20 protein-coding genes are annotated in these 26,726 nt (G+C 67.4%); 17 read left to right on the top strand and 3 right to left on the bottom strand.

The window, feature by feature from the left end:
* The first annotated feature begins 1 nt into the window (after position 1).
* Positions 2 to 1,141: a YkvI family membrane protein gene (locus AC1Q5B_RS02250; RefSeq protein WP_492630115.1), complete on the top strand. Its 1,140-nt coding sequence runs from the start codon at positions 2 to 4 to the stop codon at positions 1,139 to 1,141.
* Positions 1,138 to 2,727: a serine hydrolase gene (locus AC1Q5B_RS02245; protein ID WP_492630114.1), complete on the top strand. Its 1,590-nt coding sequence runs from the start codon at positions 1,138 to 1,140 to the stop codon at positions 2,725 to 2,727. The genes AC1Q5B_RS02250 and AC1Q5B_RS02245 overlap by 4 nt, the downstream gene beginning before the upstream one ends.
* On the opposite strand, the gene AC1Q5B_RS02240 is transcribed toward AC1Q5B_RS02245, so the two are convergent.
* On the bottom strand, positions 2,728 to 3,447 hold the full coding sequence (locus AC1Q5B_RS02240) for a FadR/GntR family transcriptional regulator (protein ID WP_492630113.1): 720 nt from the start codon (positions 3,445 to 3,447) through the stop codon (positions 2,728 to 2,730).
* Positions 3,448 to 3,589: 142 nt separating this feature from the next.
* On the opposite strand from AC1Q5B_RS02240, the gene AC1Q5B_RS02235 reads away from it, so the two are divergent.
* From AC1Q5B_RS02235 to AC1Q5B_RS02190, 10 genes are all read left to right on the top strand, one after another.
* Positions 3,590 to 4,330 (top strand): (Fe-S)-binding protein, encoded by a 741-nt coding sequence (locus tag AC1Q5B_RS02235; RefSeq protein WP_492630112.1) that lies wholly within the window; start codon positions 3,590 to 3,592, stop codon positions 4,328 to 4,330.
* Positions 4,327 to 5,010 (top strand): LutC/YkgG family protein, encoded by a 684-nt coding sequence (locus AC1Q5B_RS02230; RefSeq protein ID WP_492630111.1) that lies wholly within the window; start codon positions 4,327 to 4,329, stop codon positions 5,008 to 5,010. Before AC1Q5B_RS02235 ends, AC1Q5B_RS02230 begins: the two co-directional genes overlap by 4 nt.
* On the top strand, positions 5,007 to 6,473 hold the full coding sequence (locus tag AC1Q5B_RS02225; protein WP_492630110.1) for a LutB/LldF family L-lactate oxidation iron-sulfur protein: 1,467 nt from the start codon (positions 5,007 to 5,009) through the stop codon (positions 6,471 to 6,473). The genes AC1Q5B_RS02230 and AC1Q5B_RS02225 overlap by 4 nt, the downstream gene beginning before the upstream one ends.
* 102 nt (positions 6,474 to 6,575) lie before the next feature.
* Positions 6,576 to 8,564, top strand: coding sequence for a sigma-54-dependent Fis family transcriptional regulator (locus AC1Q5B_RS02220; protein WP_492630109.1), 1,989 nt, complete (start codon positions 6,576 to 6,578; stop codon positions 8,562 to 8,564).
* 364 nt (positions 8,565 to 8,928) lie between these two features.
* Complete coding sequence (locus tag AC1Q5B_RS02215) at positions 8,929 to 9,789, top strand: transporter (RefSeq protein ID WP_492630108.1); 861 nt, start codon at positions 8,929 to 8,931, stop codon at positions 9,787 to 9,789.
* 70 nt (positions 9,790 to 9,859) lie between these two features.
* A complete protein-coding gene (aldA, locus tag AC1Q5B_RS02210; RefSeq protein WP_492630107.1) occupies positions 9,860 to 11,296 on the top strand; it encodes an aldehyde dehydrogenase in 1,437 nt (478 codons plus the stop codon).
* Between the two features lie 17 nt (positions 11,297 to 11,313).
* Complete coding sequence (locus AC1Q5B_RS02205) at positions 11,314 to 11,949, top strand: QcrA and Rieske domain-containing protein (protein WP_492630106.1); 636 nt, start codon at positions 11,314 to 11,316, stop codon at positions 11,947 to 11,949.
* Between the two features lie 58 nt (positions 11,950 to 12,007).
* The gene (locus AC1Q5B_RS02200; protein ID WP_492630105.1) at positions 12,008 to 13,735 is read left to right on the top strand and encodes a PQQ-dependent dehydrogenase, methanol/ethanol family; all 1,728 of its coding nucleotides are present in this window, start codon (positions 12,008 to 12,010) and stop codon (positions 13,733 to 13,735) included.
* Positions 13,736 to 13,819: 84 nt separating this feature from the next.
* Complete coding sequence (azu, locus tag AC1Q5B_RS02195) at positions 13,820 to 14,278, top strand: azurin (RefSeq protein ID WP_492630104.1); 459 nt, start codon at positions 13,820 to 13,822, stop codon at positions 14,276 to 14,278.
* 7 nt (positions 14,279 to 14,285) lie between these two features.
* A complete protein-coding gene (locus AC1Q5B_RS02190; protein ID WP_492630103.1) occupies positions 14,286 to 16,421 on the top strand; it encodes a TonB-dependent receptor family protein in 2,136 nt (711 codons plus the stop codon).
* A gap of 12 nt (positions 16,422 to 16,433) precedes the next feature.
* Here the strand turns inward: AC1Q5B_RS02190 and AC1Q5B_RS02185 are convergent, their stop codons facing one another.
* Both AC1Q5B_RS02185 and AC1Q5B_RS02180 read right to left on the bottom strand, forming a co-directional pair.
* A complete protein-coding gene (locus tag AC1Q5B_RS02185) occupies positions 16,434 to 17,252 on the bottom strand; it encodes a polysaccharide deacetylase family protein (RefSeq protein WP_492630102.1) in 819 nt (272 codons plus the stop codon).
* Between the two features lie 2 nt (positions 17,253 to 17,254).
* Complete coding sequence (locus AC1Q5B_RS02180) at positions 17,255 to 18,697, bottom strand: glycoside hydrolase family 30 protein (RefSeq protein ID WP_492630101.1); 1,443 nt, start codon at positions 18,695 to 18,697, stop codon at positions 17,255 to 17,257.
* Between the two features lie 310 nt (positions 18,698 to 19,007).
* Here AC1Q5B_RS02180 and AC1Q5B_RS02175 point away from each other — a divergent pair, with 310 nt between their 5' ends.
* The 5 genes from AC1Q5B_RS02175 to AC1Q5B_RS02155 all read left to right on the top strand — a co-directional run bounded on the left by AC1Q5B_RS02175 (position 19,008) and on the right by AC1Q5B_RS02155 (position 26,713).
* Positions 19,008 to 20,018: a LacI family DNA-binding transcriptional regulator gene (locus AC1Q5B_RS02175; protein WP_492630100.1), complete on the top strand. Its 1,011-nt coding sequence runs from the start codon at positions 19,008 to 19,010 to the stop codon at positions 20,016 to 20,018.
* Positions 20,019 to 20,354: 336 nt separating this feature from the next.
* Positions 20,355 to 23,363 (top strand): TonB-dependent receptor, encoded by a 3,009-nt coding sequence (locus AC1Q5B_RS02170; protein ID WP_492630099.1) that lies wholly within the window; start codon positions 20,355 to 20,357, stop codon positions 23,361 to 23,363.
* Positions 23,364 to 23,486: 123 nt separating this feature from the next.
* Entirely contained in the window at positions 23,487 to 24,194 is a 708-nt protein-coding gene (locus AC1Q5B_RS02165; protein WP_492630098.1) for a SapC family protein, read from the top strand.
* Positions 24,178 to 25,197 carry a cupin-like domain-containing protein gene (locus tag AC1Q5B_RS02160; RefSeq protein WP_492630097.1) on the top strand — a complete coding sequence of 340 codons (1,020 nt, stop codon included), beginning with the start codon at positions 24,178 to 24,180 and terminating at the stop codon, positions 25,195 to 25,197. Before AC1Q5B_RS02165 ends, AC1Q5B_RS02160 begins: the two co-directional genes overlap by 17 nt.
* A 34-nt stretch (positions 25,198 to 25,231) precedes the next feature.
* Positions 25,232 to 26,713, top strand: a complete 1,482-nt coding sequence (locus AC1Q5B_RS02155; protein WP_492630096.1) for a tryptophan halogenase family protein — start codon at positions 25,232 to 25,234, stop codon at positions 26,711 to 26,713.
* The last annotated feature ends 13 nt before the right edge of the window (positions 26,714 to 26,726 follow it).

The following is a 26,726-nucleotide window of genomic DNA, read 5'->3' as shown; positions in this document are numbered from 1 at the left end:
GATGACGACGACATCGACACGGTTCCAGCGCTGGGTGTTGCCCGGCCTCGCCTTCAAGGCCGCGGTGATCGGCGGCGGCTATGCGACCGGCCGCGAGCTGGCGGAGTACTTCATCCCCAGCGGGCCGCAGGGCGGCATGCTGGCGATCCTGACGGCGATGGCGTGCTGGAGCCTGGTCTGCGCGCTGACGTTCGCCCTGGCCCACGCGGCCCGCAGCGTCGATTACCGCAGCTTCTTCACCGTGCTGCTGGGGCGGTTCGCTTTCGTGTTCGAACTGGCCTACCTGGTGTTCATGGTGCTGATCCTGGCCGTGTTCGGCGCGGCGGCGGGCGAGATCTTCGCGGCGTTGCTGGGCTGGCCGAAGCTGGTCGGCACGCTGTTGCTGATGCTGGGCATAGGTGCCTTCGCGGCGTACGGCAACGATATCGTCGAAGCCCTGTTCAAGTGGGTGTCGGTGTTCCTGTACGGCATCTATGCCGCGTTCGTGCTGATCGTGCTGGCCGGTTTCGGCGACCAGGCCTTGGCCACGCTGTCCACGCCGCAGCCGCCGACGGGCTGGCTGCAGGGGGGCCTGACCTACGCCGGCTACAACATCGTCGGCGCGGTGATCGTGTTGCCCCTGGTGCGCCACTTCCTCGACCGGCGCGACGCGGTGATCGCCGGAGTGCTGTCCGGGCCGCTGGCGATGCTGCCGGGGCTGCTGTTCTTCCTGTGCATGCTGGCGTGGTATCCGCAGATTGGCGGCGAAGCGTTGCCGTCGGACTTCATCCTGCGCCAGCTCGGCATGCCGGTCTTCCACGTGCTGTTCCAGCTGATGATCTTCAGTGCGCTGCTGGAAAGCGGCACGGCCGTCGTGCATGCCTCGAACGAGCGCATCGCACAGGCGTGGCGCAGGCGGCGTGACGTGCCCCTGGGCAGGCGCGCACGCCTGGCGATCGCCAGCGTGCTGCTGGTCGGTTCGATCTTCATCGCCGACCGCGTCGGCCTGGTGGCGCTGATCGCACAGGGCTACCGCGGGCTGGCCTACCTGTTCCTCGTGGTGTACGTGCTGCCGCTGCTGACCGTGGGCGTGTGGCGGCTGTGGCATGGCCCTGCCGCACTCGCGCCCGCCGCACCCGCCCTGTCCGGAGATCGTCGATGACCCTGGTCCTGAAGACGCGCTGCATGATCGTTGCGCTGGCGTTGTGCTGCTCCATCGCGCAGGTCCACGCGCAGGTACCGGCCGGCTTCGACGCGCGGGTCGAACAGGCGATGCGCTCGCGCGACGTGCCCGGCATGGCCATCTCCATCGTCAAGGACGGAAAGATCGTGCACGCGAAGGGCTATGGCGTGCGCAGGCTGGGGGGCAGCGCGCCGGTGGACGCCGACACGATCTTCCCCACCGGTTCGACCGGCAAGGCGGTGACGGCTGCGGCGCTCGCCATCCTGATCGACGACGGCAAGCTGTCGTGGGACGACCGGGTGGCCGACCATCTGCCGGACTTCCGCATGTACGACGCCTGGGTCACGCGCGAGATGACGGTCGGCGACCTGCTGCTTCATCGCAGCGGGCTGGGTTTGGGTGCGGGCGACCTGCTGTTCATTCCGCGCACCTCGCGCAGCCGTGCCGACATCGTGCGCGCGCTGCGCCACATCAAGCCCGCCACCAGCTTCCGCAGCGGCTACGCCTACGACAACATCCTGTACATCGTCGCCGGCGAACTGGTCACGCAGGTCAGTGGCCAGCCCTGGGAAGACTTCGTGCGTACGCGTATCTTCCAGCCCCTCGGCATGACGACCGCGGTCAGCGACGAGAAGGACCGCTTCGCCAATCCGAACCGCGTGCAGCCGCACGCCCGCCTGGATGCCCGGCTGCGAGGCCTGGGCCCGCAACAGGTATTGCCCGAGCGCGAGGGGTTGGGGCAGGTCGGCGCGCCCGCCGGCGGGCTGTCGTGGAGCGCCAGGGACTTCGCGCGCTGGATGCAGGCACAGCTCGCCCTGGGCGCACTCCCGGACGGCAAGGGAAGGATCTACAGCGAAGCGTCCGCGCGCGCGATGTGGACGCCGCAGGTGCCGATTCCGATCCGCCCCTATCCGGCGCCGATCACCGACATGACGCCGCAGTTTTCCGGCTATGGCTACGGTTGGAACGTGCAGGACTACCGCGGCGTCAAGGTCGTGCAGCACGGCGGCGCGGTGTTCGGGGTGCTCGCCTTCGTTGTGCTGGTGCCCGAGCGCAACCTGGGCATCGCCCTGCAGATCAATGCCGAGGATGTCGAGGTGATGCGTGGCCTGGGCTACGAACTGCTCGACCATTACCTCGGATTCGAGGCGCGCGACTGGGTCGGTGCCTTCACCACCTGGAACCGTGAGCGATTGGCGGGCGGGCTGAAGGCGCTGGAAGAGGCGAAGGGTACCGCACGCAATGCCGCATCGCGGCCTTCGCTGATGCCAGCCGGCTATGCCGGTGCCTACGCCGATGCATGGTATGGCCCGATTGCGGTCACCGAGCGCGGTGGCAGGCTGCGCGTCGACTTCCGGCAGACGCCCGACATGGCCGGCACTCTGAGCCACTGGCAGTACGACACGTTCCGTGTCGACTGGGATGACGCATCGATCGAACCCGCGTACATGACGTTCGCGCTCGATGCCGAGGGCCGCGTCGCCCGTATCACGATGAAGGCGGTGTCGCCGCTGGCGGACTTCAGCTACGACTATCCGGACCTGCTGTTCGAGCCGCGGAAGTGATCACGCCGGCGCACGGGCCGCGCGTGCCACCCGCGGCAGCGCATTGAGCTGCACGGCCACATAGTCCATGTGGCCGCCGGCGACCTCGCGCGCACGCGCGGCATCGCGCGCGAGGATCGCGGCCAGCAGTGCGTCGTGCTGCCTGCGCAACTGCTGAGACACCGACGATTGCGGCGACAGGCCGGCGAGGCTGGCCTGCACGTGGTCGTGCAGCAGGGCGAGCAGCGAAGACATCAGATAGGAGAACACCGGGTTGTGCGTGGCATCGGCGATGGCGCGATGGAAGGCGACGTCGCTGCGGATCTGCGCCAGCCGGTCGCTGCTGCCGTAGGCAGCGTCCACCGCGGCGTGCGCGGCACGCAGTCGTGCGCGGTCGTCGTCGTCGTGGCGCAGCGCGGCGAGTTCCGCGGTGCGGCTCTCCAGCATGGCGCGGAACTCGACCAGGTCGGCCTGCAGCATCGGGTGGTTGCGCGCCATGTCCTGCCAGATTTCGGCCATGCGCCGTTCTGCGGCGGCGACCACGTAGGTGCCGTCGCCTTGCCGGCGTTCCAGCACGCCGCGTGCGACCAGCAGGCCGATCGCTTCGCGTGCGGTGGCGCGGGAGACCCGCAGGCGCTCCGCCAGCGTGCGTTCGGCGGGCAGCCGCCGTGTGGAGACATAGCGACCGTCGGCGATGCCCTGTTCGAGATGGCGTGCGACTTCGGCGACCTGGGATGGCATGGACGGTGAGCTCCCACGCGGATTGGTCAGACCAATATACCGTCCGCGGGCAGCCCGCACAGACTCCGGTCCGGACAAGCCAGACCCGCCCGCCATGCGCTCGCCAGATCCTGCCGGCTCCTCCCCCCTTCGGGACGTGTACGTGTTCGCCACCTGCGTGGTGGACCTGTTCATGCCCGATGCCGGCCTCGATGCGATCGCCGTGCTGGAGCGGATCGGCTGTCGCGTGCATGTGCCCGACGCGCAGACCTGCTGCGGACAGCCCGCCTACACCAGCGGGTTTCCCGAAGAGGCGCGCAAGGTCGCGCGGGCGCAACTGGACCTGTTTCCGCAGCGCTGGCCGATCGTGGTGCCCTCGGGCTCCTGCGCGGGGATGATGCGGCACCACTGGCCGCGCCTGTTCGCGGACGACCCCGTGCTGCTGGCGCGCGTGCGCGACATCGGTGCGAGAGTGGTGGAGTTCTCCGATTTCCTGGCGGCGACCGACCTGGCGCTGCCCGCCGCCGTCACGGCTGTTCCGGTCTCCGTCTGCCTGCACACCTCGTGCAGTGCGCGCCGCGAGACCGGCGCGCTGGCGAGCGGGCGCCGCCTGCTGGAGTCGCTGCCCGGCGTCGATCTCAAGATCCAGGCGTACGAAGCCGAATGCTGCGGCTTCGGCGGTACCTTCGCGGTCAAGCAGCCGGAGATCTCCGCCGCGATGGCGGGCGACAAGGCCGATGCGCTCATCGACAGCGGCTGCGATGCCTTCGTCAGCGGCGACTGCGGCTGCCTGCTCAACCTCAACGGCACGCTCGCACGGCGGGAAGGCGCGCTGCAGGGCCGGCATATCGCCAGCTTCCTGCGCGAACGCTGGGGCCTGCCCGCGCCGGAGGACGGCACATGAGCCTGCCCACCGCATCGGCGCGTGCGCGCTCGGCGATCCTGTCGCGGCTGCGGGCGGCTACGCCGGTGGAAGTGCCTGCGCCCGATGTCGCGGCGTACTACGCAGACGCCACCACTCCTGCCCGCGAGGCGCTGCGCGAGCGTTTCATCGCGCAGGCACGCGGCTGGCGCGCCGAGGTGATCGAAACCGACACCGCCGGCTGGCCCGCCGTGCTGGCCGCGGTGCTGGCGGCGAAGCCGGTACGCCGCTTGATGGCGGGCCGCGGTACGCCCATCGCGGACGCCTTGCCGTCGGCGGCGCAGGACGTGACGCTGGACTGGTACGACGCGCCGATCGAAACACTGAAGCCGGCGCTGTTCGATACGGTCGATGCCGGCATCACCACCACGCTCGGCGGCATCGCCGAGACGGGCAGCCTCGTGCTGTGGCCGGATGTGCGGGAGCCGCGCACGCTGTCGCTGCTGCCGCCGATCCACATCGCCGTGCTGCGGGAAGAGACCCTGCATTCCACACTGCACGACGTGATGCAGCGCCAGCAATGGGCGGAAGGCCTGCCCACCAACGCGTTGCTGGTGACGGGTCCGTCGAAGACCGCCGACATCCAGCGCCTGCTCGTGTACGGTGCGCATGGCCCGCGCGAGCTGGTCATCCTGCTGCTGCGCGCCGAGACTCCGGCATGAGTGCGCTGCGGCCTGCCGCCGATCCGGTGGCGTTCAAGGACAACGCGCGGCTGGTGCTCGCCGACCCGGTGCTGCGCCGGGGTTTCCGCGGCGCGATGGACTACCTGGCGGACAAGCGGGCGGTGCAGTTCCCCGACAGCGACGCCTTCGAACGGCTGCGCACGCTGGGCGAACACCTCCGCAAGCGCGCGCTGTCGCGACTGCCGGACCTGCTCGAACAGCTGGAGCGTGCGCTGCATGCGCGCGGCGTGCAGGTGCACTGGGCCGAGGATGCCGCCGACGCCAACCGCATCTTCCTGGAGATCGCCCGGCGCCACGATGCATCGATGATGGTCAAGGGCAAGTCGATGGTCAGCGAGGAAATCGAGCTGAACCACCGCATGCAGGAGCACGGCATCGCCTGTATCGAGACCGACATGGGCGAGTACATCCTGCAGCTCGACCACGACCGGCCCAGCCACATCATCATGCCGGCGATCCACAAGACCAAGGAAGACGTGGCCAGGATCTTCGCCGAGCACATCCCCGGCGCCGGCTACACCGAGGACGTGGACGAACTGATCGCGATCGGACGCGTCGCGCTGCGCGACAAGTTCCGGCAGGCGAAGATCGGCGTGTCCGGGGTCAACTTCATGGTCGCCGAGACGGGCTCGCTGGTGCTCGTCGAGAACGAAGGCAACGGCCGCCTGTCCACCAGCGTGCCGGACGTGCACATCGCGATCACTGGCATCGAGAAGGTCGTCGAAAAGCTGGAACACGTGCCGCCGCTGTTCACGCTGCTGACGCGCTCGGCGACCGGGCAGGCGGTGACCACCTACCTCAACATCATCAGTGGCCCGCGCCGCGACGGCGAAAAGGACGGGCCGCGCGAGGTGCACCTGGTATTGCTGGACAACGGCCGCAGCCAGGCCTTCGCCGAAGAACGGTTCCGCGCGACGCTGCAGTGCATCCGTTGCGGCGCGTGCATGAACCATTGTCCGGTCTATGCGCGCATCGGCGGCCTGGCGTACGGCACGACCTACCCGGGGCCGATCGGCGCGATCATCTCGCCGCACCTGCTGGGACTGGAGTCGACCCGCGACCTGCCGACCGCCTCCAGCCTGTGCGGTGCCTGCGGCGATGTCTGCCCGGTCGGCATTCCCATCCCCGAACTGCTGATGCACCTGCGCGAGGCCGGACGGCATCGACGTCCTGCAATGCAGCAACGGGACGCGTTGAAGGGGCAGGGCGCAGTGCGTAGTATCCCGGAGGTCCTGGCCTGGAAGGCGTGGCGCCTGCTGTATTCGAACGGAATGCGGTATCGCCTGTTCACTTGGATCGCCGCGCGGCTGCGCGGCCTCACGCCCCGTCACCAGGGTGGCTGGACACGCTCGCGTACTCCGTTGCTGCCCGCGCCGCGTTCGCTGCGCGAGCGCCTGCGGACGTCGCGTACCGTCGCCACGCACGATACACAGGAGGAATAGGGGAACCACGCGCGCAGACAGCGGACCGGGAGCATCCGCACGTCCATACACACGAACGGCACGCAAGCGGGAATGTCTTCGGCCGGCCTTGGGAGGGGTGGCATGTCAACTGTCCAACAACACGTCGAAACGGTGTTGCGGGTGATCCATTCGGGATCGCCACACACCGGCAGCAACACCAACACCGATCTGATCCACCGTTCGTGGCGCCGCTGCGCCACCGAGCACGCACTCGACCCGGCGATGCGCCCGGACGTACGCATCGAGACGAATTCGCGGCTGCGCGAGTGCCGGCAACAGCTCGAAGAGCACCTGCACGTGGCGCGCGCCGGCATGGAGCAGCTGTACAAGCATGTTTCGGACCTCGGCTACGTGCTGCTGCTGACCGATGCGGAAGGCGTTACCCTGGACTTCATCGGCAACGACACGTGGGACGCGCCGCTGCGCCGGGCCGGCCTGGCGCTGGGCGCCAACTGGAACGAGATCCATGCGGGTACCAACGGCATCGGCACCTGCATCGCCGAGCAGTCGACGGTGATCTGCGACCGCGCGGATCATTTCTACATCGGCCACGTCGGCCTGAGTTGCACCAGTACGCCGCTGTACGATCCCGATGGCGCCTTCATGGGGGCACTGGATGTCTCCGCGCTGTCGTCGCCGGACCGGCGGGAGAGCCTGCACCTGGCGCGCCACCTGACCGTGCTGCATGCCCGGATGATCGAGGATGCGAACTTCATCCGGCAGTTCCGCGCGCACTGGATCCTGCGGCTCGGCACCGTCGGTCCCATGGTCGACGTCTGCGGCGAGCTGATGCTCGCGGTGGATCGCGACGGCCGCATCGTCGGGGCCAACAGCGGCGCCCGCCAGCAGCTCAGGCTGCTGGAATCGTTGCACACGCGCGACGCCGCGCGCGCGCAACTCGTCGACAACCACCTGACGGGCGTGTTCGGCACGCGGATCGACGACATCTGGCGACTGACCAAGGGCACGTCGCACGATGCGCGAGGCGTGGTGACCACATGGGACGGGCAGGGCTACCACGCCTCGATGATCGCGCCGAAGACCGCACCACGCCTGCACGTGCCGGAGGCGGGCGATGCGCAGCGCGATCCGCTGCAGGACAGCGTGCTTTCGCGGCTGTCCGGGGGCGATCCACGCATGGACCAGCTGCTCGAACGGGCGGCGCGCCTGGTCGACAAGCCGGTCAGCATCTTCCTGCAAGGGGAGACCGGCACCGGCAAGGAAGTGCTGGCGCGTGCGTTGCACGACGCCAGTCGCCGCGCCGACCGCCCGTTCGTGGCGGTCAACTGCGCGGCGATCCCGGAGTCGCTGATCGAGAGCGAGCTGTTCGGCTATGCGCCCGGGACGTTCACCGGTGCGCGCAGCAAGGGCATGAAGGGACTGATCCAGCGCTCCGACGGCGGCACGCTGTTCCTCGACGAGATCGGCGATATGCCGCTTCCGTTGCAGACGCGCCTGCTGCGCGTGCTGGCCGAACGCGAAGTGCTGCCGCTGGGCGCGGACGAACCCGTACGCGTCGACCTCAACGTGGTGGCCGCCTCGCATCGCGACCTGCGCCGCCAGATCGTCGCGGGCACGTTCCGCGAGGATCTGTACTACCGCCTGTGCGGTGCGACGCTGGCTCTGCCCGCGCTGCGTGAGCGCGGCGACAGGACCTTCCTGATCGAACGCATCCTGGAGATGGAGGCGGAAGCGATGGGCGTGCGGGCCGCGATCGACCCGGACGCGGTCGCCGCCTTGTTGCGCCATGACTGGCCGGGCAACATCCGCGAGTTGCGCAATGCGCTCTGCTACGCGTTGTCGATCGCCGATGGCGCCACCATCGGCATGGACCATCTGCCGCAGGAGGTCGTCGAGAGCGAGGCCCCGTCCCGGCATGCGACGGCGACGGTGATTCCGTTCCCGCGCGAGCCCGTGGCCTGCGATGACGAGCGGGCCGCGCTGCTGGAGGTGCTGCGCCGCAACCGGTGGAATATCAGCGAAGCCGCGCGCGACCTGGGATCGTGTCGTGCGACGGTCTATCGGCGGATGAAGCGGCTGGACATCGTGTCGCCCACGCAGTCCGGATAGCGGTCTCCGCCCGTTGCCTTCCGCCAGACGGCCCGTCCATGACGGGCCGTCTTCGTTTGCGCCGTTCCTGGAAAGCGCGAGCCGCGACGTGCGACACCTGTCGCAGGCGTGCGACAGCTGGTCGCGGGCAGGTGTCGCAATCGCATTGCACTGCCGCATGGAAGTAACGGAATGCCCGGCGCAAGTCGTTGATTCCGCGTGATCGCACGTGACTGTTGCGTTGCAGTGCAACGTGGCACGCGCCTTGCGCTACCTCCCGTGTGGACCCGATGCGCATGCGCATCGGCGTCCCGGACACACCGTGACGGCGCGGACGCGGATCCGCAGGTCGACCGGTCCATTCACTCGGGAGGGAAGCACCACCATGAAGAAAGAGACGATGCGCTCGCTGCCGCGCCTGCTGCCGCTGGCACTGCTGCCGCTGCTGGCGATCGCGGGGAAGGCCAGCGCGCAGACCACGTTCGACGTGATCGGCCCGCGCGAGTACGAACTGCCGGTCGGCTTCGAGCCGTTCAACGTGTTCGTGCAGTACGCCACCTACCAGGACAACGCGCGCGTGTTCGACGCCGACGGCGACCGTGTCGACGGTTCGGGCAGCAAGGCGCTGACCGGCCTGTCCAAGTACGTGCGCTTCTGGACACCGGAATCGAACAAGAAGATCGGCGTGGCGTGGGAAGTCATCGTGCCGGAAGTGGCGATCCGCAACACGTCCGCTGCGCCGGGCGATCGCCATATCAGCGGCATCGGCGATCCGTTGACGGGTTTCGCCATCTGGTACAAGCCCAGCGAGAAGGCCACGCTCGGCTTCCAGTCGTTCGTGCAGGTGCCGGTGGGTACCGAGCGGGTCAGCGACACCAACTGGAAGAACCTCTCCAGCTTCTTCTGGGACTGGCGCATGGGCGACAAGTTCGGCTGGACCGGCGACGCCGGCTTCGTCTGGCAGAGCCGTCGCGACAGCGGCGTACAGCCGGGCCTGACCCTGCACACCAACAACCGGTTCGCCTATCGCGCGACGCACCGGCTGGAACCGTTCCTCGCGCTGGATGCCGAGCACACCGAGTCCAACGATGGCCTGCCGACCGGCTGGGCGATCGACGGCGGTGCGGGCCTGATGATCCACACCTTCGACAACCAGTCGATCACGCTGCGCTATTCGACCTCGCTCGACGGCAAGAACCACAGCGTCAACGACAGCTTCAACCTCAAGTACGCCTACGTGTGGTAATCGCCGCACGCGGCACACCGTTCCCCATGGACGGCGCGCCGGCAAGGACAACGCAAGCCAAGGAAACCCCATGACACAGACTTACCAGAACTACATCGATGGCGCCTTCGTCGCGGGCGGCGGCGCGACCATCGACGTCACCAATCCGGCCGACGGCGCGCTGCTGGCGCGCATCCCCGACAGCGATGCCGCCACCGTGGACGCGGCCGTGTCCGCCGCGCGCCGCGCACAGCCGGGGTGGGAGAAGCGCGCGCCGATCGAGCGCGCCGGCTATCTGCGCCAGATCTCCGCCAAACTGCGCGAACACCGCAAGGAGCTCGCCGGCGTGATCGTCCGCGAGCAGGGCAAGATCCAGCAGCTGGCGCAGGTCGAAGTCGACTTCACCGCCGACTACATCGACTACATGGCCGAGTGGGCGCGCCGCCTGGAAGGCGAGATCCTCACCAGCGACCGCGCCAACGAGAACATCTTCCTGTTCCGCAAGCCCATCGGCGTGGTCGCCGGCATCCTGCCGTGGAACTTCCCGTTCTTCCTGATCGCACGCAAGCTGGCGCCGGCGCTGGTCACCGGCAACACCATCGTGATCAAGCCGAGCGAGGAAACGCCGATCAATGCGTACGAGTTCGCCAGGCTCGTCGACGAGACCGACCTGCCGAAGGGTGTGTTCAACCTGGTCGGCGGCCTGGGCCGCAGCACCGGCCAGGCGCTGGTCGAACATCCGCAGGTCGACCTGATCACCTTCACCGGCAGCGTCGCCACCGGCAGCCGGATCATGCAGACGGCGGGCCGCAACCTGACCCGCGTGAACCTGGAGCTGGGCGGCAAGGCGCCGGCCATCGTGCTGGCCGATGCCGACCTCGATCTGGCGGCGAAGGCGATCTACGACTCGCGCGTGATCAACACCGGACAGGTCTGCAACTGCGCCGAGCGCGTGTACGTGGAGCGGGGCGCTCACGAGGCGCTGGTGGAGCGGTTGGTCAAGCTGTTCCGCACCACGCAGTACGGCGATCCGTCCGAGCGCGACGACCTGCAGATGGGCCCGCTGGTGAACCAGGCCGGCCTGGACAAGGTGGCGGCGGCGGTGGAACAGGCCAAGCGCGACGGCGCCACCATCGTGACCGGCGGCAAGCCGGCGGAGCTGGGCAAGGGCTTCCACTATGAGCCGACGCTGATTGTCGATGCGCGCGCCGACATGGCGATCATGCGCGAGGAGACGTTCGGCCCGGTGCTGCCGATCCAGGTGGTCGACAGCCTCGACGAAGCCATCGCGCTGGCCAACGACTCCGAGTACGGACTGACGTCGTCGATCTTCACCCGCGACATCAACGCGGCGATGAAGGCCGCACGCGAGCTGCGCTTCGGCGAGACCTACATCAACCGCGAGCACTTCGAGGCGATGCAGGGCTTCCATGCGGGCCGGCGCAAGTCCGGCATCGGGGGCGCCGACGGCAAGCACGGCCTGCTCGAGTTCACCGAGACCCACGTGGTCTACCTGCAGACGCCCTGAAGAAGAGAGCCGACACGATGAGCGATACGAAAGAACAGCGCGGTTGTGCCTGCGCATGCGCCGACCATCCGGACGACAGCGGCCGTCGCAGCATGCTGAGCGGTGCCCTGGCATTGGCGGCGCTCGCGCCGATGGCCGTTGCCAGCCTGGGCGCGAATGCCCAGGCGCCCGCGCCGGCGGCCGGCACGCGCGGCCAGAAGCCGGAGCCGGGCGACAAGCTCGCCTACATGATCGGTCCGAAGGCCGGCAAGGAAGTGAAGCCGGCGGATATCGAGATCGGCAAGCCGCCGCTGCTCGCCTATCCGATGGATCCGGCCACCGGCAAGGTGCTGATCTCGAAAGCCAACCTGCTGACCGTGGTGCGGCTGAAGCCGGCCGACCTGAAGCCGACCAGTGCGCGCAACGCCGCCGACGGCATCGTCGCGTTCTCGTCGCTGTGCACGCACTACGGCTGTCCCATCACCACGCTGCATCCCAGCCAGACGCAGATCGTCTGCAACTGCCATGGCTCGGTGTTCGACGCGGCCAACCGCGGCGCCGTCACGCAGGGACCGGCCACGCGCCGGCTCGCCATGCTGCCGCTGACGATCAAGGACGGCGCACTGGTGGTCAGCGGCAAGTTCGATGGCCCGCTCGGTCCGCCGACCACCTGAGCCGCACCCCGTTCCAACGTCCATCACCTACACCAACGCATCACCCGGGAGGAGACCCATGCACCTGAAGTTGATCACGGCCGCGCTCGTCGCGACCTTCGCTTCGGCCCCGCTCGCCGCGGCCGATTACCAACCCGTCACCGATGCGCGGCTCGCCAAACAGGAGCCTGCGAACTGGCTGCTGACCAAGGGCAACTACGCCGGCTGGAGCTACAGCGAACTGGACCAGGTCACGACCGCCAACGTGGCCAAGCTGCGACCGGTATGGTCGGCGGCCACCGGCGTCAATTCGGGCCATGAGGCGCCTGCGATCGTCAACGGCGACTACATGTTCGTGGCGACGCCGCACAACCAGGTGATCGCCTACGACACGCGCACCGGCAAGGTCCGCTGGAAGTTCGTGCGCGAAGTGCCGGAAGGCCTCGGTGCGCTCCATCGCACCAATCGCGGCGTGTCGCTGTACGGCGACAAGGTCTATGTCGGCAGCATCGACTGCATGCTCAGCGCGCTGGATGCCACCACCGGCAAGCTGGTGTGGGAGGCGCAGGTCTGCGACTGGGAGCAGGACAGCGCCTACATCACGTCCGCGCCGCTGGTGGTCAAGGGCAAGGTGCTGATCGGGCCGTCGGGCGGCGAGTTCGGCGTACGCGGTTTCCTCAAGGCGTTCGATGCCGAAACCGGCAAGCTGGCCTGGACACGCTACAGCGTGCCGGGGCCGGGCGAAAAAGGCTTCGAGACGTGGCCGCAGGATGGCGAGTGGAAGGATGCGTGGAAGAACGGCGGCGGCACGATGTGGATGCCGGGCAACTACGACGCCACCAACAACGTCATCTACTGGGGCGTCGGCAACGGTGCGCCGTGGCTGGGCGACCAGCGTCCCGGCGACAACCTGTATCTCGCATCCGTGCTGGCGCTCGATCCGGAGTCGGGCGACATCGTCAGCCACTTCCAGTACCACTGGAACGATTCGTGGGACTGGGCGGGCATGAACGCGCCGACGCTGGTGGAATTCAACCGCAACGGCAAGAAGGTCTCCGGCCTGATCAGCGCGCAGCGCAACGGCCGCCTGTACTGGCTGGACCGCGACGACAAGGGCCGGATCACCTACAACAAGTCCGAACCGTACGTGCACAACACGGTATTCACCAGCATCGACCCGAAGACCGGACGTCCGACCTACAACGAGGACGCCAAGCCGGCCACCGGCAAGACGCGCACCTACTGCCCCAGCCTGTGGGGCGGCAAGGACTGGCCGTACGAGGCGTACAACCCCAAGACCGGCATGCTGTACATCCCGTACAACGACAACCACTGCCTCACGCTGACCGGCATGATCCAGCCGCGCATCCCGGGCCAGTGGTCGGCGGGCGTGGACATCAACCGCCTCGACCTGTCGGTGAAGAAGGACTTCGACCACATCGGCGGCATCCAGGCATGGAGCGTCGATGGCGGCAAGGAAGTGTGGCGCGAAAAGTATCCGCACTCGTGGAACTGGGGTTCGATCATGACCACCGCCGGCGGCGTGCTGTTCGCGGGCGGCACCAATGACCGCATGTTCCGTGCGTACGACGCCAAGACGGGCAAGCTGCTGTGGGAGTTCCCCACGCCGTCCGGGATCATCGCGCCGCCCAGCACCTTCACCGTCGACGGTAAGCAGTACATCGCCGTGGTGTCCGGCTGGGGCGTGGATGCGCAATGGATCCAGGGCAAGATGCACGACCTCGCGGGCTGGGAGAAGGCCGTGCCGGAAGGCGGTTCGGTGTGGGTGTTCGCACTGGGCGACTGACCGTCGCAACCGCGCCCTTCACCCTGCGCGGCCCCGGCCGGGGTCGCGCAGGGATATTCCCCGCAGAGAAAGCAGGAACATCTGATGCCATCGAAACACGTCGTGCCTTGCCTCATCGCCGCCCTGCTCGTCTGGGCGCCGTTGCAGGCGGCAGCGAAGACCTGCAGCGTCGCCATCGGCAGCAACGATGCGATGCAGTTCGACAAGAAGGAGATCCGCATCGCGGCGGACTGCACGGAAGTGAAACTGACCCTGCGGCATACTGGCGCCCTTCCCGCCGGGATCATGGGCCATAACTGGGTGTTGACCACCACCGCGAACCTCGAAGCCCTCGCGACGGCGGCAGGAAAGCTGCCGGCCGGCAGCGATCATGTCCCGAAAGGCGATGCCCGCGTGCTGGCGGCCAGCAAGCTCATCGGCGGCGGGCAATCCACCACGCTCACCTTCTCCACGTCGGCGCTGCGCAAAGGGGGGGACTACACGTTCTTCTGCTCGGTCCCGGGACACTGGTCGATGATGCAAGGCAAGCTGCTTTTCGGATGATTCCCGCATGATGAAGATGTCGCGCGCCTGGCCTCTGCTGGGGAGTACGTTGATCGCACCGTGCGCGCTGGCCGCACCCGGCGGCGCTCCCGACATGCCGGCGGAGACGCTGGACCGCGTGGTCGTCACGGCCACGCGGCTGGAAGCGGTCAGCGCGTTCGATACGCCCGCGTCCACCAGCGTGGTCTCGCTGGGCGACGGTGGCGCCCGCCCGCAGGCGGCGCTGTCCGAGGTGCTCGACGGCATCCCGGGGTTGCTCGCGCGCGAACGGCAGAACCTGGCGCAGGACACGCAGCTGTCGATCCGCGGCTTCGGTGCGCGCTCGACCTTCGGCGTGCGCGGGCTGCGCCTGTACGCCGACGGCGTGCCGGCGACGATGCCGGACGGGCAAGGGCAGGTCTCGCACTTCAACATGCTCGGTGCGGATCGCGTCGAAGTGCTGCGCGGTCCGTTCTCGGCCCTGCATGGCAACTCGTCCGGCGGCGTGATCCAGCTGTGGAGCGACCTTCCCGAAGAGGGGCACGAAGCGCGCGTGCAAGCCAGCGCGGCCAGCCATGACGGCACGCTGCTGGGTGCGCGCCTGCGCGGCGCCAGCGATGGGCTGGGCTACAGCATCGCGGCATCGATACTGGATACGGAAGGCTATCGCGATCACAGCGCCGCGCGGCGCGAATCGCTCAACGCCAAGCTGCGGCTGACGCCCGGCGCTGCCACGCTTGACCTGCTGCTCAACCACTTCAATGCGCCCGACGCGAAGGATCCGCTGGGACTGACGCGTCCGCAGGCCTGGCAGGATCCAGGCCAGGCCTCTCCTGTCGCGAAGCAGTACGACACGCGCAAGTCCGTCCGCCAGGACCAGCTGGGCCTGGTCTACGAATGGCCGTTCGCCGGGGGGCATCGGCTGCGTGCGATGGCCTATGGCGGTCGTCGCGAGGTCGAGCAGTACCTCGCACTGCCGATCGCGGCGCAGGCCAACCCGCTCAATTCCGGCGGCGTGATCGATCTGGACAACGACTATGGCGGCGCCGACCTGCGCTGGTCATGGGCCGGCGAACTGGCCGGTCGATCGTTCGAGCTGAGCGCGGGTGCGAATGCCGATCGCCAACGCCAGCATCGCCGTGGCTACGAGAACTTCGTCGGCACCACGCTGGGGGTGCGCGGCGCGCTGCGGCGGAACGAGCGCAACCAGGTCGGGAACGCGGACCAGTACGTGCAGGCGTGGTGGCAGCTGGCGCCGCGCTGGTCGCTGCTGGTCGGCGCCCGCCACAGCCGCGTCGATTTCCGATCCGACGATGCGTACGTCACCGCGACCAATCCCGACGACAGCGGTCGCGTGGTGTACGAACGTACGACCCCGGTCGCCGGACTGGTGTTCGCACCGTCGGAGGCGCTGCGCCTGTACGCGTCGGTGGGGCGCGGGTTCGAGACCCCGACGTTCAACGAGGTCGGCTATCGCGCCGATGGCGGCGCCGGACTCGCGTTCGACCTGCGTCCGGCGACCAGCCGCAACGCGGAGCTGGGTTTGAAGTGGCGTGGCGATGCCGGCACGCGCATCGAAGCCGCCGTATTCCGTGCCGATACGGACGACGAACTCGCGGTCGCACGCAACGTCGGCGGCCGCAGCAGCTTCCGCAACGTTGGCACGGCGCGCCGCGAGGGCGTGGAAGTGCAGGCGGACGTACCGCTGCATGACGCCTGGCAGCTGCAGCTCGCCTACACCTGGCTGGACGCGACGTTCCGCGACAGCTTCCCGATCTGCACCGCCAGCGGCTGCACCTCGCCCGTCGTGCAGGTTGCGGCCGGTACCCGCATTCCCGGCGTCGCGCAGCAACAGGCATCCGTGCGCTTGCGCTGGCAGGGTGCGTATTGGAACGCCAGCGCCCAGCTGGTTGCCGTGGGCGATGTCACCGTGAACGATACCGGCAGCGAGCGCGCGCCCGGCTACGGCCTGCTCAATCTCGAGCTGGTGCGCGACTGGACGCCGGGTACGGGCCGGCTGCAGGGCTTCGCGCGCATCGACAACGCACTGGACCGTTTCCACATCGGCTCCGTCATCGTCAACGAAGGCAATGGCCGCTTCTACGAACCGGGTGCGGACCGCACGTTCACGCTGGGCCTGCGCTGGCGGTGGGCAGGAGGCTGAGGCACGCAACCTTCACGGCGGTGCGGCATCCCCTGCAGGGCGCCGGGACGCGACGTACTGCATGATGTCGACGAAGGGCGCGACCCAGTAGACATCAGGATGCGCGGCGAGGTGACGCAGCAACGCTTCGTGCGCCTCGCTGGACACCGCCAGGTGATCGCCGCCGATGCCATGGAACGTGAAGCTGGCCATGGTGCCGCGGCGTGCGGCTTCTTCCACGCGAGCGATCAACTGCGCGCCGGTGACGTCCACCGGGACGTCGACCGGGACGGCCGCCGGATCGAGCGTGGCCATGTCGGCCACCACGCCGCCACCGCCCCGCTTGATCGCGACGAATTCCGATGCGATGGCATCCACGTAGTTGCCATCGCTGGCCTGCGTATCGCCGCAGGGCACGGTCATCGTGCGCGCGGTGCGACCATCCAGCGCCATCAGCATCACGTTGGCCAACCGTATCTGGTCGGCCATCTGCGCGACCGTGGTGGTGTCGAGGTTGCGCTGCGGCGCCACCCAGGCGCGGTCCGGGAGCGAGGCCGAGCACTGGTGGAACAGGCTGTGGTTGCCGAGTTCGTGCCCGGTGCGCGCGGCGGCCACCCATTCCCGCTGGCGCGTGCGCAGCGTGTCGGACGCCAGCGTCAGGTAGAAGCTGCCCTTCAGTCCATGGCGATCGAGCGCGGGAATCGCGTTGTCGAGCTGCGATGGCACCGCATCGTCGTAGGCCAGGCTGATGGCGGCTTTCCTGCCGCCGGGCCAGGGGAAGGTTTCCGCCGCCTGCGCCACACCGGCGACCGTGGCCAGCACCAGCAGAACGAACCGCCGCGCGCCGCGCATGCCTACTGCACCAGCGTCTGGATGGCGCGGGCGGGAATCGTCACCACCGCCGAGGCCTGGCCGACATAGAAGTTGTAGGCGATTTCCTTGTCGGTCGGATTCATCACCACCGTCGCCAGGCGGCCGTCGGGATTGACGAAGGCCGTGGCCAGCAGCGTGCTGCGGCTGCTGGCGGTACTGACGCGGCGCGCTTCGGGACGGATGAACTTCGAGAAGTGGCCGATGTAGTAGTAGCTCGGCGTATAGATCAGCTCGCCGGTGCGGGTGTCGGCGTGCAGCGGCGCGAAGCAGAAGTTGCCGACATGGTTCGGGCCGCCTTTCTCGTCGAGCAGCATGTTCCAGTCGGTCCAGCCCACGGCGCCGTTGTTGAAATCGTTGATCATCGAGGTGCCATAGCGCTCGGCATTGGGCCAGTGCTGGTAGCGCGCCGGGTCGAACTTCTCCACGGCCGCCTCCGTCAGCAGGACGGGCTTGTCAGGAAAGGCTTCCGTCACCGCGGCGACGTTGCGGAACATGGGGTCGAAGCCGGCCCAGGTCTCGTACCAGTGGAACCCGAGGCCCCACGCGTATTTCGCCGCTTCCGGATCGCCCAGGATCACCTGTGCGCGGTACAGCATCATGTCGCGGTTGTGGTCCCACACGATGATCTTCTTGTCGGCGTAGCCTGCCGCGTGCATGGTCGGTCCGAGGTGCAGCTTGAGGAAGTCGCGCTCCTCTTCGGCCGTGTACAGCATCGACTCCCAGGTCTGCGTGGCCATCGGTTCGTTCTGCACGGTGATGCCCCAGATCGGGATCCCTTCCTTCTCGTAGGCCTGGATGAACTTCACGTAGTAGTTCGCCCACGCGTCGCGGTACTCGGGCAGCAGGGCGCCGCCGCGCAGCATGTGCTTGTTGGTCTTCATGAAGGCCGGCGCGCTCCACGGGCTCGCGTACAGCGGCAACGCGCCCCCGGCCGCCGCGATGGCCTGCTTGATCATCGGGATGCGCGCCTGGCGGTCGTGGTCGATCGAGAACGTCGCCAGCGCCTTGTCGCCTTCCTCGATGTAGGTGTAACTGGCGGAACTGAAGTCGGAACTGTGGATTGTCGTGCGCGCGATCGAGTAGCCGATGCCGTCCTGCTTGTCGTAATACGCCCGCATGAACTCGGCGCGCTTCTCGGGCGAGAGCGTGGCGTAGACCTCGGCGGTGGAGTCGGTGATCGCGCCGCCGATGCCGAGGAGCGCCTGATGCTTCTTCGTCGGGTCGACGAAGATCGAGTTCTCGACTTCGGTCAGCGTGTGCCCCGGTTTCAGCGTGGCCGTGCCGGTACGCGCCAACCGCTGCGCGCTGTCCTGCGCCGTGGTGTAGATGGTGACCGCGACGGAGGTTTCGGCAGCCTGTGCGGGGGGTGGTCCGCTCATCGACATGGCCAGCACGGCGGCGGCGAACAGGGGGGTATGGCGCATCGGCAGGATCCTCGTGGGCGCGGCATCGCATCCCGCATCACGGGCGGGCGGTGGCGATGCAGGGTAGTTGACAGCGCTGTCATACAGTTGCTACACCATGCTGTCAACCGGGTGCGAGGGGCGCCGGTGCGAATCCGTCGTGGAGCGGGGAATCGCACGTCGCGCGACGCCTCGACGTGTTGCCATGCAGCATGGCGGGTGCGTCGCGAGTCCGTCTTCATGGCGGGCAAGATACCCAGTCCTGCGCGACGCTGTCAGAATCCGGCCTCGTTGCCGGAAGGGATGGACGAAGTGGAGCGGGAACCGCCTTATGCGTAGTCGGATCGAGGATGTGGCCGCCGCCGCCGGCGTTTCGATGAAGACCGTGTCGCGCGTGCTCAACAACGAGCCCAACGTGCGCGACGAGATGCGCCAGCGGGTGATGGCCGCGGTCGAGAAACTGCAGTACCGGCCGAACCTGTCCGCACGCAGTCTCGCTGGGCAGCGCTCCTACGTCGTTGCGCTGGTCTACAACAACCCGTCGCGCAACTACCTGATGGAAATCCAGAGCGGCATGCTGGATGCCTGCCGCGACCATCACTACAACCTCGTGCTGGCGCCGGTGGGCTCGGCCAAGCAACGCAAGGGCGAGGACCTGAAGGTGGTGTTCGAGCACTTCGCACCCGACGGCGTGGTGCTGATCCCGCCGCTGACGGACGATCCAGCGGTGCTGGAGTTCCTGGAACGGCACGACGTGCCCTATGCCTGCATCGCGCCCAAGCATCCGGATGGCCGCATCGGCGTGATGATGGACGAGACCGCCGCCGTGCTGGAACTGATGGCAGGGTTGGTCGCGCAGGGCCATCGCCGCATCGCGCACATCAAGGGTCCTCCCGCGCACGGCGCCTGCCAGTGGCGCTACAAGGGCTATCGGGAAGCGCTGAAGAAGGCGGGCCTGGACTACGACGCCGGGCTGGTCGTGCAGGGCGCCTTCTCGTTCGAATCCGGCATCGAGGCCGGCAATGCGCTGCTCGATCTCAAGCAGCCACCGACCGCGATCTTCGCCGCGAACGACGACATGGCGGCCGGCGTGATCCGCGCGGCGTGCGAGCGCGGACTGGCGGTGCCGCGCGACATCTCGGTCTGCGGCTTCGACGACACGCCGATCGCGCGCCACATCTATCCCGCGCTGACCACCGTGCGCCAGCCCACCTCGGAGATGGGCAAGCTCGCAACGCTGCAACTGCTGTCGCGCATCCGTGCCTCGCAGGCGGGAGGCATGGTGCGCGTGGAGCACGAAGTGCTGTTCCGCGAATCGACCCAGCCGCCGACGAGGCGCTGATCTCCGTTGACGTCGCCCGGCGACGCGGACCGCGTCGGCTCGCCCGCGCCTCGCGCGCGCGCCGGATTCCATACCAATAGAAAACCTTACGTCTGGTCGCGCAGAAAATTTCTCGCGGCATCGCCTCCCGGCGAAAACGGAGAAAACGATTTCAGCTGCGTCGCAACATGCGAAATACAGCTGAAAACAAGGGGGTTTTGTCGGGTGTCCGTTGAAATCGTGGAAAGTTGACAACGCTGTCAATCACGCGTCCAATGCGGCCCCATGCAAGAGGCCAAGGGGACCTCGAGCACGTACGCCAACGCCATTCGTGAATTTCCGGAGAGGGGAAAGTCCATGAAGCAAGTTCAATCCGTTCCAAAGAAGCGGGTGCTGACATCCGCCCTGTTGCTGGCGCTCGCCGGTCCCGCGTGGGCGCAACAGGCGGAGCCGCAGGGCACCGCTCCCGCGACGGCCGCGACCGATCAGGTGGACCCCACCGAGCTCGACACCGTCGTGGTCAAGGGCATCCGCGCCAGCCTCGAGTCGTCGATGAACCTCAAGCGCGACGCGCAGGGTGTGGTCGACGGCATCGTCGCCGAGGACATCGGCAAATTCCCGGACACCAACCTCGCCGAATCGCTGCAACGCATCAGCGGCGTGTCGATCGACCGCACGTCCAGTGGCGAAGGCTCGAAGGTCACCGTGCGCGGCATGGGGCCGGACTACAACCTGGTGCTGCTCAACGGGCGCCAGATGCCGGCGTCGAACCTGGGCAGCGGCGGCGCGGGCAATTCCACGTCGCGCTCGTTCGACTTCGCCAACCTGGCCAGCGAATCGATTTCGGAAGTGCGCGTCTTCAAGACCGGTCGCGCCGACAATCCGACCGGCGGCATCGGCGCGACCATCGACGTGCGCACGGCGCGTCCGCTGGACGCCGAGCCGGTGGCGAGCTTCGGCCTGAAGGCCGTCAACGACAGTTCCAACCGCAATCTGCCCAAGACCTTGCAGGGCGACGATTTCACCGGCGAGATGTCCGGCATCTTCAGCCAGACCTACGCTGACGGCCGCTTCGGCATCACGCTCAGCGGCAGCTACCAGGAGCGCGATTCGGGCTTCAACCAGGCTTCGGTGGCCGATGGCTGGCTGACGTTCTACGGCGACAACACGAACAGCTGGCAACGCCTGCCACTGCCGGGCGAGACCTACTACGACCGCATCCAGAACCGTCCGGGCCTGGACGATGTGTATGCGCGTCCGCAGAACACGGGCTACAGCGTCAACGGCGTCCAGCGCCAGCGCACCAACGGCCAGGTCACCCTGCAGTGGGCGCCGACCGATCGCGTGACGACGACGCTGGACTACAACTACATCGAGAACAAGGTGCAGCAGCAGCGCAGCGAGTTGTCGGTGTGGTTCAACTATGGCCCGGGCGACAGCTCGTGGACCGATGGCCCGGTCGCCGCGCCGATCATCTATTCCGAGGACATGACCGGCGCCGACCTGTCCATGGGCGGCATGCAGCTGGCCACGCGCACGCAGGGCGACTCGCTGGGCTTCAACGTCGAATGGGAAGTCAGCGACAACCTGAACCTCGAATTCGACTACCACAACTCCCAGTCCGAATCGAAGCCGGACAGCCCGCTCGGCTCGGCCGGCGTGCTGGGCGTGGCCGCCTATGTGCGCGGTACCACCACGGTCGACTATTCGGGCGAGATCCCGATCGTCAACGTCGTGCTGCCGCCGGGCCAGACCGAAGTGCTGGCGTCGCAAGCGCTCGTCACCGGGTCCGTGTTCCAGAACAGCTACAACAAGTCTGAAGTCGAGCAGCTGCAGGCCAAGGGCCGATTCGAATTCGGCGAATACTCGGGCCTGGATTTCGGCGTGTCGGCGATAGACGTACAGAACCGTTCCGCGTCGGCGGTGATGCAGCGCGATACGTGGGGCGGCGTGGGCACGCCGGCCGACTACGACGACAGCATCTGGTACACCGACCACATGTCACGGTACTTCGATGCGTTCGGCAACCACAAGAATCCGAACTGGACCGACGCCTTCCTCGTGTTCGATTTCGAGCGCCTGCGCCAGGCGGCCATCGCCGAATCCGGCTGCGCGAGCTGCTACCAGATGCCGACGCAGTTCACCGACGACATGCGCACGACCGAAAAGTCGAAGAGTGCTTACGTCCAGTGGACGACGATGTTCGACTGGTCCATGCCGCTGCATGTGGCGCTGGGCGTCCGGTACGAGAAGACGGAGGTGGTTTCCACCGCACTGGAGCGCGTCGGCGAGTCGATCAGCTGGGTGTCCGCCAACGAACTTTACGTGGACTACGCGGGTGAGCAGACCTTCGGTCGTCGTGAGGGCGACTACGACTACTTCCTCCCGAACCTCGACCTGAAGCTGGATCTCAGCGACAACATGGTGCTGCGCGGCAGCTACAGCCAGACCATCGGCCGTCCCGGCTGGGGCGCCATCCGTGGCGGCCAGCAACTGGCCAACGTGGTGCGCATCAGCGGCGGCGACGGCAGCCGCGGCGATCCGGCGCTGGAACCGCTGCTGTCGGACAACTTCGACCTGTCGTTCGAGTGGTACTACGGGTCGGGCAGCTACCTCTCCGTCGGTTACTTCCGCAAGGACATCAAGAATTTCATCAGCGACACCGTGGTGCGCGAAGAGCCGTTCTCGCTGCATACGCCGGTGGGTGGCACGTACTGGAACAATGCGCTGGCGGCGGGCTGCCTGCCGACCGATGGCGATTGCATCCGCAATTACATCTTCACCAATCACCGCAACGATCCAGGCGTCAATTACACCGGGCTGAACCAGTCCGGACAGATGACGGGTACGATCACGGGCCTGCCGACGGATCCGGTGGCTGGCTTCAACATCACCGTCCCGGCCAACCAGCGTTCGGACACGCTCGATGGCTTCGAAATCAACGTACAGCACGTGTTCGGCGAAAGCGGCTTCGGCCTGGCGGCGAACTACACCAAGGTGGACTCGGGCCTGACGTTCGACAACACGAACCTGGGCGACCAGTACCCGCTGGCGGGCCTCAGCGACTCGGCCAACCTGGTGGCGTTCTACGACAAGGGTCCGTGGCAGGTCCGTGCCGCGTACAACTGGCGCGACGAGTTCTTCAGCGGTGTCGGCGGACAGGGCAACAACCCGAACTACACCGAAGCCTATGGACAGCTCGACATGAACGTCAGCTACCAGGTGACGCCGAACCTGACGCTCAGCCTGGAAGGCATCAACCTCACCGACGAGACGATGCGGACCCACGCCCGTCACGAGAACATGGTGCGGTTCGCCACCCAGACCGGCCCGCGCTATATGTTCGGCCTGCGGTACAAGTTCTGACCGCAGTGGCGTGATCCAGGGCGGAGTCGCCGGCGCGTCCGGCGGCTCCGTCTTTCTTTGCGCGATTCGATCGGGCACGATGCCCCGGGTGCGCTGTTCCTGCCTGGTAGCCTGCGAGAGCCGATGAGCCAGCACGTCCTGTTGAACAACGTCGAGCACCGGACGCTGCGCGTGCGGGCCGGCCATGGCGCGGCGCTCGGCGACGCGGTCATGCGTGCGTTGACCTTTCCCGCCGAGTTCCGCGATGTGCAGGCGCACTATCCGATCGTGTTCGCCCGCGACGGCGAGGGCCGCTTCGTGCCGCTGGCCCTGTTCGGCTTGCAGGAAGGCGAGAATCTCTTCCTCGACGACACGCGCTGGGATGCGACCTACGTGCCGCTGTCCGTGCGGCGGCAGCCGTTCCTGGTGGGTGTGTCGGGCGAGGAGCGCCTGCTCCACGTCGACCTGGCGCATCCGCGCGTGCAACTGGACGGTGGCGAAGCGCTGTTCCACGATCACGGCGTCGCTACCGAGTACCTCGAGCGCGTGAAATCCGTCCTGCTCGCGTTGCACGACGGCGTCATCGCCACGCCTGCCTTCGTCGATGCGTTGCTGCAGCACGAACTGCTGGAGTCGTTCGTCCTGGACGTGACGCTGGACGACGGTTCACAGAATCGGTTGGCCGGCTTCCACACGATCGACGAGGCCAGGTTGCAGGCCCTGCCTGGCGACGTGTTGGCGCATCTGGCGCGCGGGGGCCATTTGTTGCCCATCTACATGGTGCTGGCCTCGATGTCACGTTTCCGCGACCTGATCGAACGGACCAATCGACGTCGTGCTGCCCGTCCCTGAGCCCATCGCGGAACTGCAGGGAAGCGACCCGCGTTCGCTTCCCGAATCGGTGCTGACGCGATCCACGCCGGTCGTATTGCGCGGACTCGCGTCAACGTGGCCTGCGGTGCAGGCGGCGCGCGCGTCCGCGCAGGACGCGATGGCCTACCTGAAGCGGTTCGACCATGGCGGCATGCGCGTCGTCGCCACCGTGGCGCCACCCGAGGCCGGCGGCCGCGTCTTCTACAACGAGGATCTGAGCGGCTTCAACTTCCGCCGCGAGGAAGTACCGCTGGCGGTGGTGCTGGACACGCTGCGCAAGTATCTGGACACGGAAGCGCCGCCGTCGATCTACGTGGCGTCGACGACGCTGGATACTTTCCTGCCGGGATTCCGCGCAGAGAATCCCATGGGGATGGGCGAGCGCGATCCGCTGGCCAGCATCTGGATCGGCAACCGCAGCCGGATCGCCGCACACCAGGACGTGCCGGACAACCTGGCCTGCGTGGTGGCGGGGCGTCGCCGCGTCACGCTGTTCCCGCCGGACCAGTTGGCCAACCTCTACATCGGTCCGCTCGACCACACGCCCGCAGGACAGGCGGTGAGCCTGGTCGATTTCGCCGCGCCCGATGTCTCGCGCTTCCCCCGTTTTCCCGAGGCGGTGCGGCATGCGTGCAGCGCCGTACTGGAACCGGGCGACGCCGTGCTCATTCCCAGCATGTGGTGGCACCACATGGAAGGCCTTGAGCCATTCAACGTCCTGGTGAACTACTGGTGGCGCCGGTCGCCGGCATGGATGGACACGCCGATGAACGCGCTGATGCTGGCGATCACCAGCCTGCGCGACCTGCCGCCGCATGAGCGCGCCATCTGGAAGGATGTGTTCGACCACTATGTGTTCGGCTACGACGAGGCCGTCGATGCCGCCCACATTCCAGAATCCGCACGGCGCGTGCTGGCGTCCCTCGACGAAGACCGCGTCCGTCACCTGCGCGCGCTGCTGGTGCAGCGCCTGAACCGATAGAGCCGATCGCATGCAAAATCAGGATTCCGTCGTCATGCCCCGTCCCGTCAAGCGCGTCGTCATCGCCGGTGGCGGCACCGCGGGTTGGATGGCCGCCGCCGCCTTGTCGAAGACACTGGGCAAGGCGTTGGACATCACGCTGGTCGAATCCGAGGAGATCGGCACCGTCGGCGTCGGCGAAGCGACGATTCCGACGCTGGTGGTCTTCCACCGCCTGCTGGACATCAAGGAGCAGGACTTCATGGCGGCCGTGCAGGGCACGGTGAAGCTGGGTATCTCGTTCGAGAACTGGAAGGACGTCGGACACCGCTACATCCACTCGTTCGGCATCAGCGGCAAGGACCACTGGTCGGCGGGCTTCCAGCACTTCTGGCTGCGTGGGCGCGCCGAAGGCATGGCCAGCGAGTACAGCGACTACTGCATCGAATTGCAGGCGGCGCTGCAGGACCGCTTCTCGCACCTGCCGCGCTACCACGTGAACTACGCCTACCACATGGATGCCGCGCTGTACGCCCGCTTCCTGCGCGATTTCAGCGCTCGTCATGGCTGCAAGCGCGTGGAAGGCAAGATCGTCGACGTGGCCACCGATGCGGAGGGGTGCATTTCCTCCGTCAAGCTCGAGCGCGGCGAGACGATCGAAGGCGACCTCTTCATCGACTGCACCGGCTTCCGTGCGCTGCTGATCGGCAAGGCATTGGGCGTCGGCTACACCGACTGGTCGCAGTGGCTGTTCAACGACAGCGCGCTGGCGACGCAGACCACGGCGGTCCGCGATGCCGTGCCGTACACGCGTGCCATCGCCGGCACGGCGGGCTGGCAATGGCGCATTCCGCTGCAGCACCGCGTCGGCAACGGCATCGTGTATTCCAGTCGCCACATGAGCGATGACGAGGCGCGCGAGCAGTTCCTGTCCAGCGTCGAGGGCGAGGTCATCAAACAGCCGTGGCCGATCCGCTTCAAGCCCGGCCAGCGCCAGCAGTGCTGGGCGAAGAACTGCGTGGCGCTGGGCCTGGCCGGCAGTTTCATCGAACCGCTGGAGTCGACCACCATCCATCTGATCCAGCGCGGCATCGTGCGCCTGCTGCAGACGTTCCCGCACACGATCACCCAGCCGGCGATCGACGAGTACAACGCGCGGCTGGACGAGGAGCTGCAGCATGTGCGCGACTTCGTGGTGATGCACTACAAGGTCAGCGACCGCCGCGACTCGCCGTACTGGCGCGAGATCGCCGAGATGGAGATCCCGTCCACGCTGCGCCACCGCATCGACCTGTTCCGCGAGACCGGCACCGTCTTCCACGTGCCGGGCGAACTGTTCGGCGAGAACTCGTGGATTCAGGTGATGATGGGGCAGGGCATCGTGCCCAAGCGCTACCACCCGACGGCGGACGTGATGTCGCCGGCCGACCTGCAGCGCTTCCTGGACGACATCCGCCGCAACGTCCTGGACACGGCGCGGCAGATGCCGGCGCACATGGACTACCTGCGCAGCTACTGTCCCGCGCCGAAACCCTGATCCCGCGGATGCC

This window comes from Pseudoxanthomonas sp. GW835-FHT14C01 (genome assembly GCF_058793715.1).
Note: the sequence above shows the minus strand (reverse complement) of the source record. Positions and strands in the feature narration are given on the sequence as shown.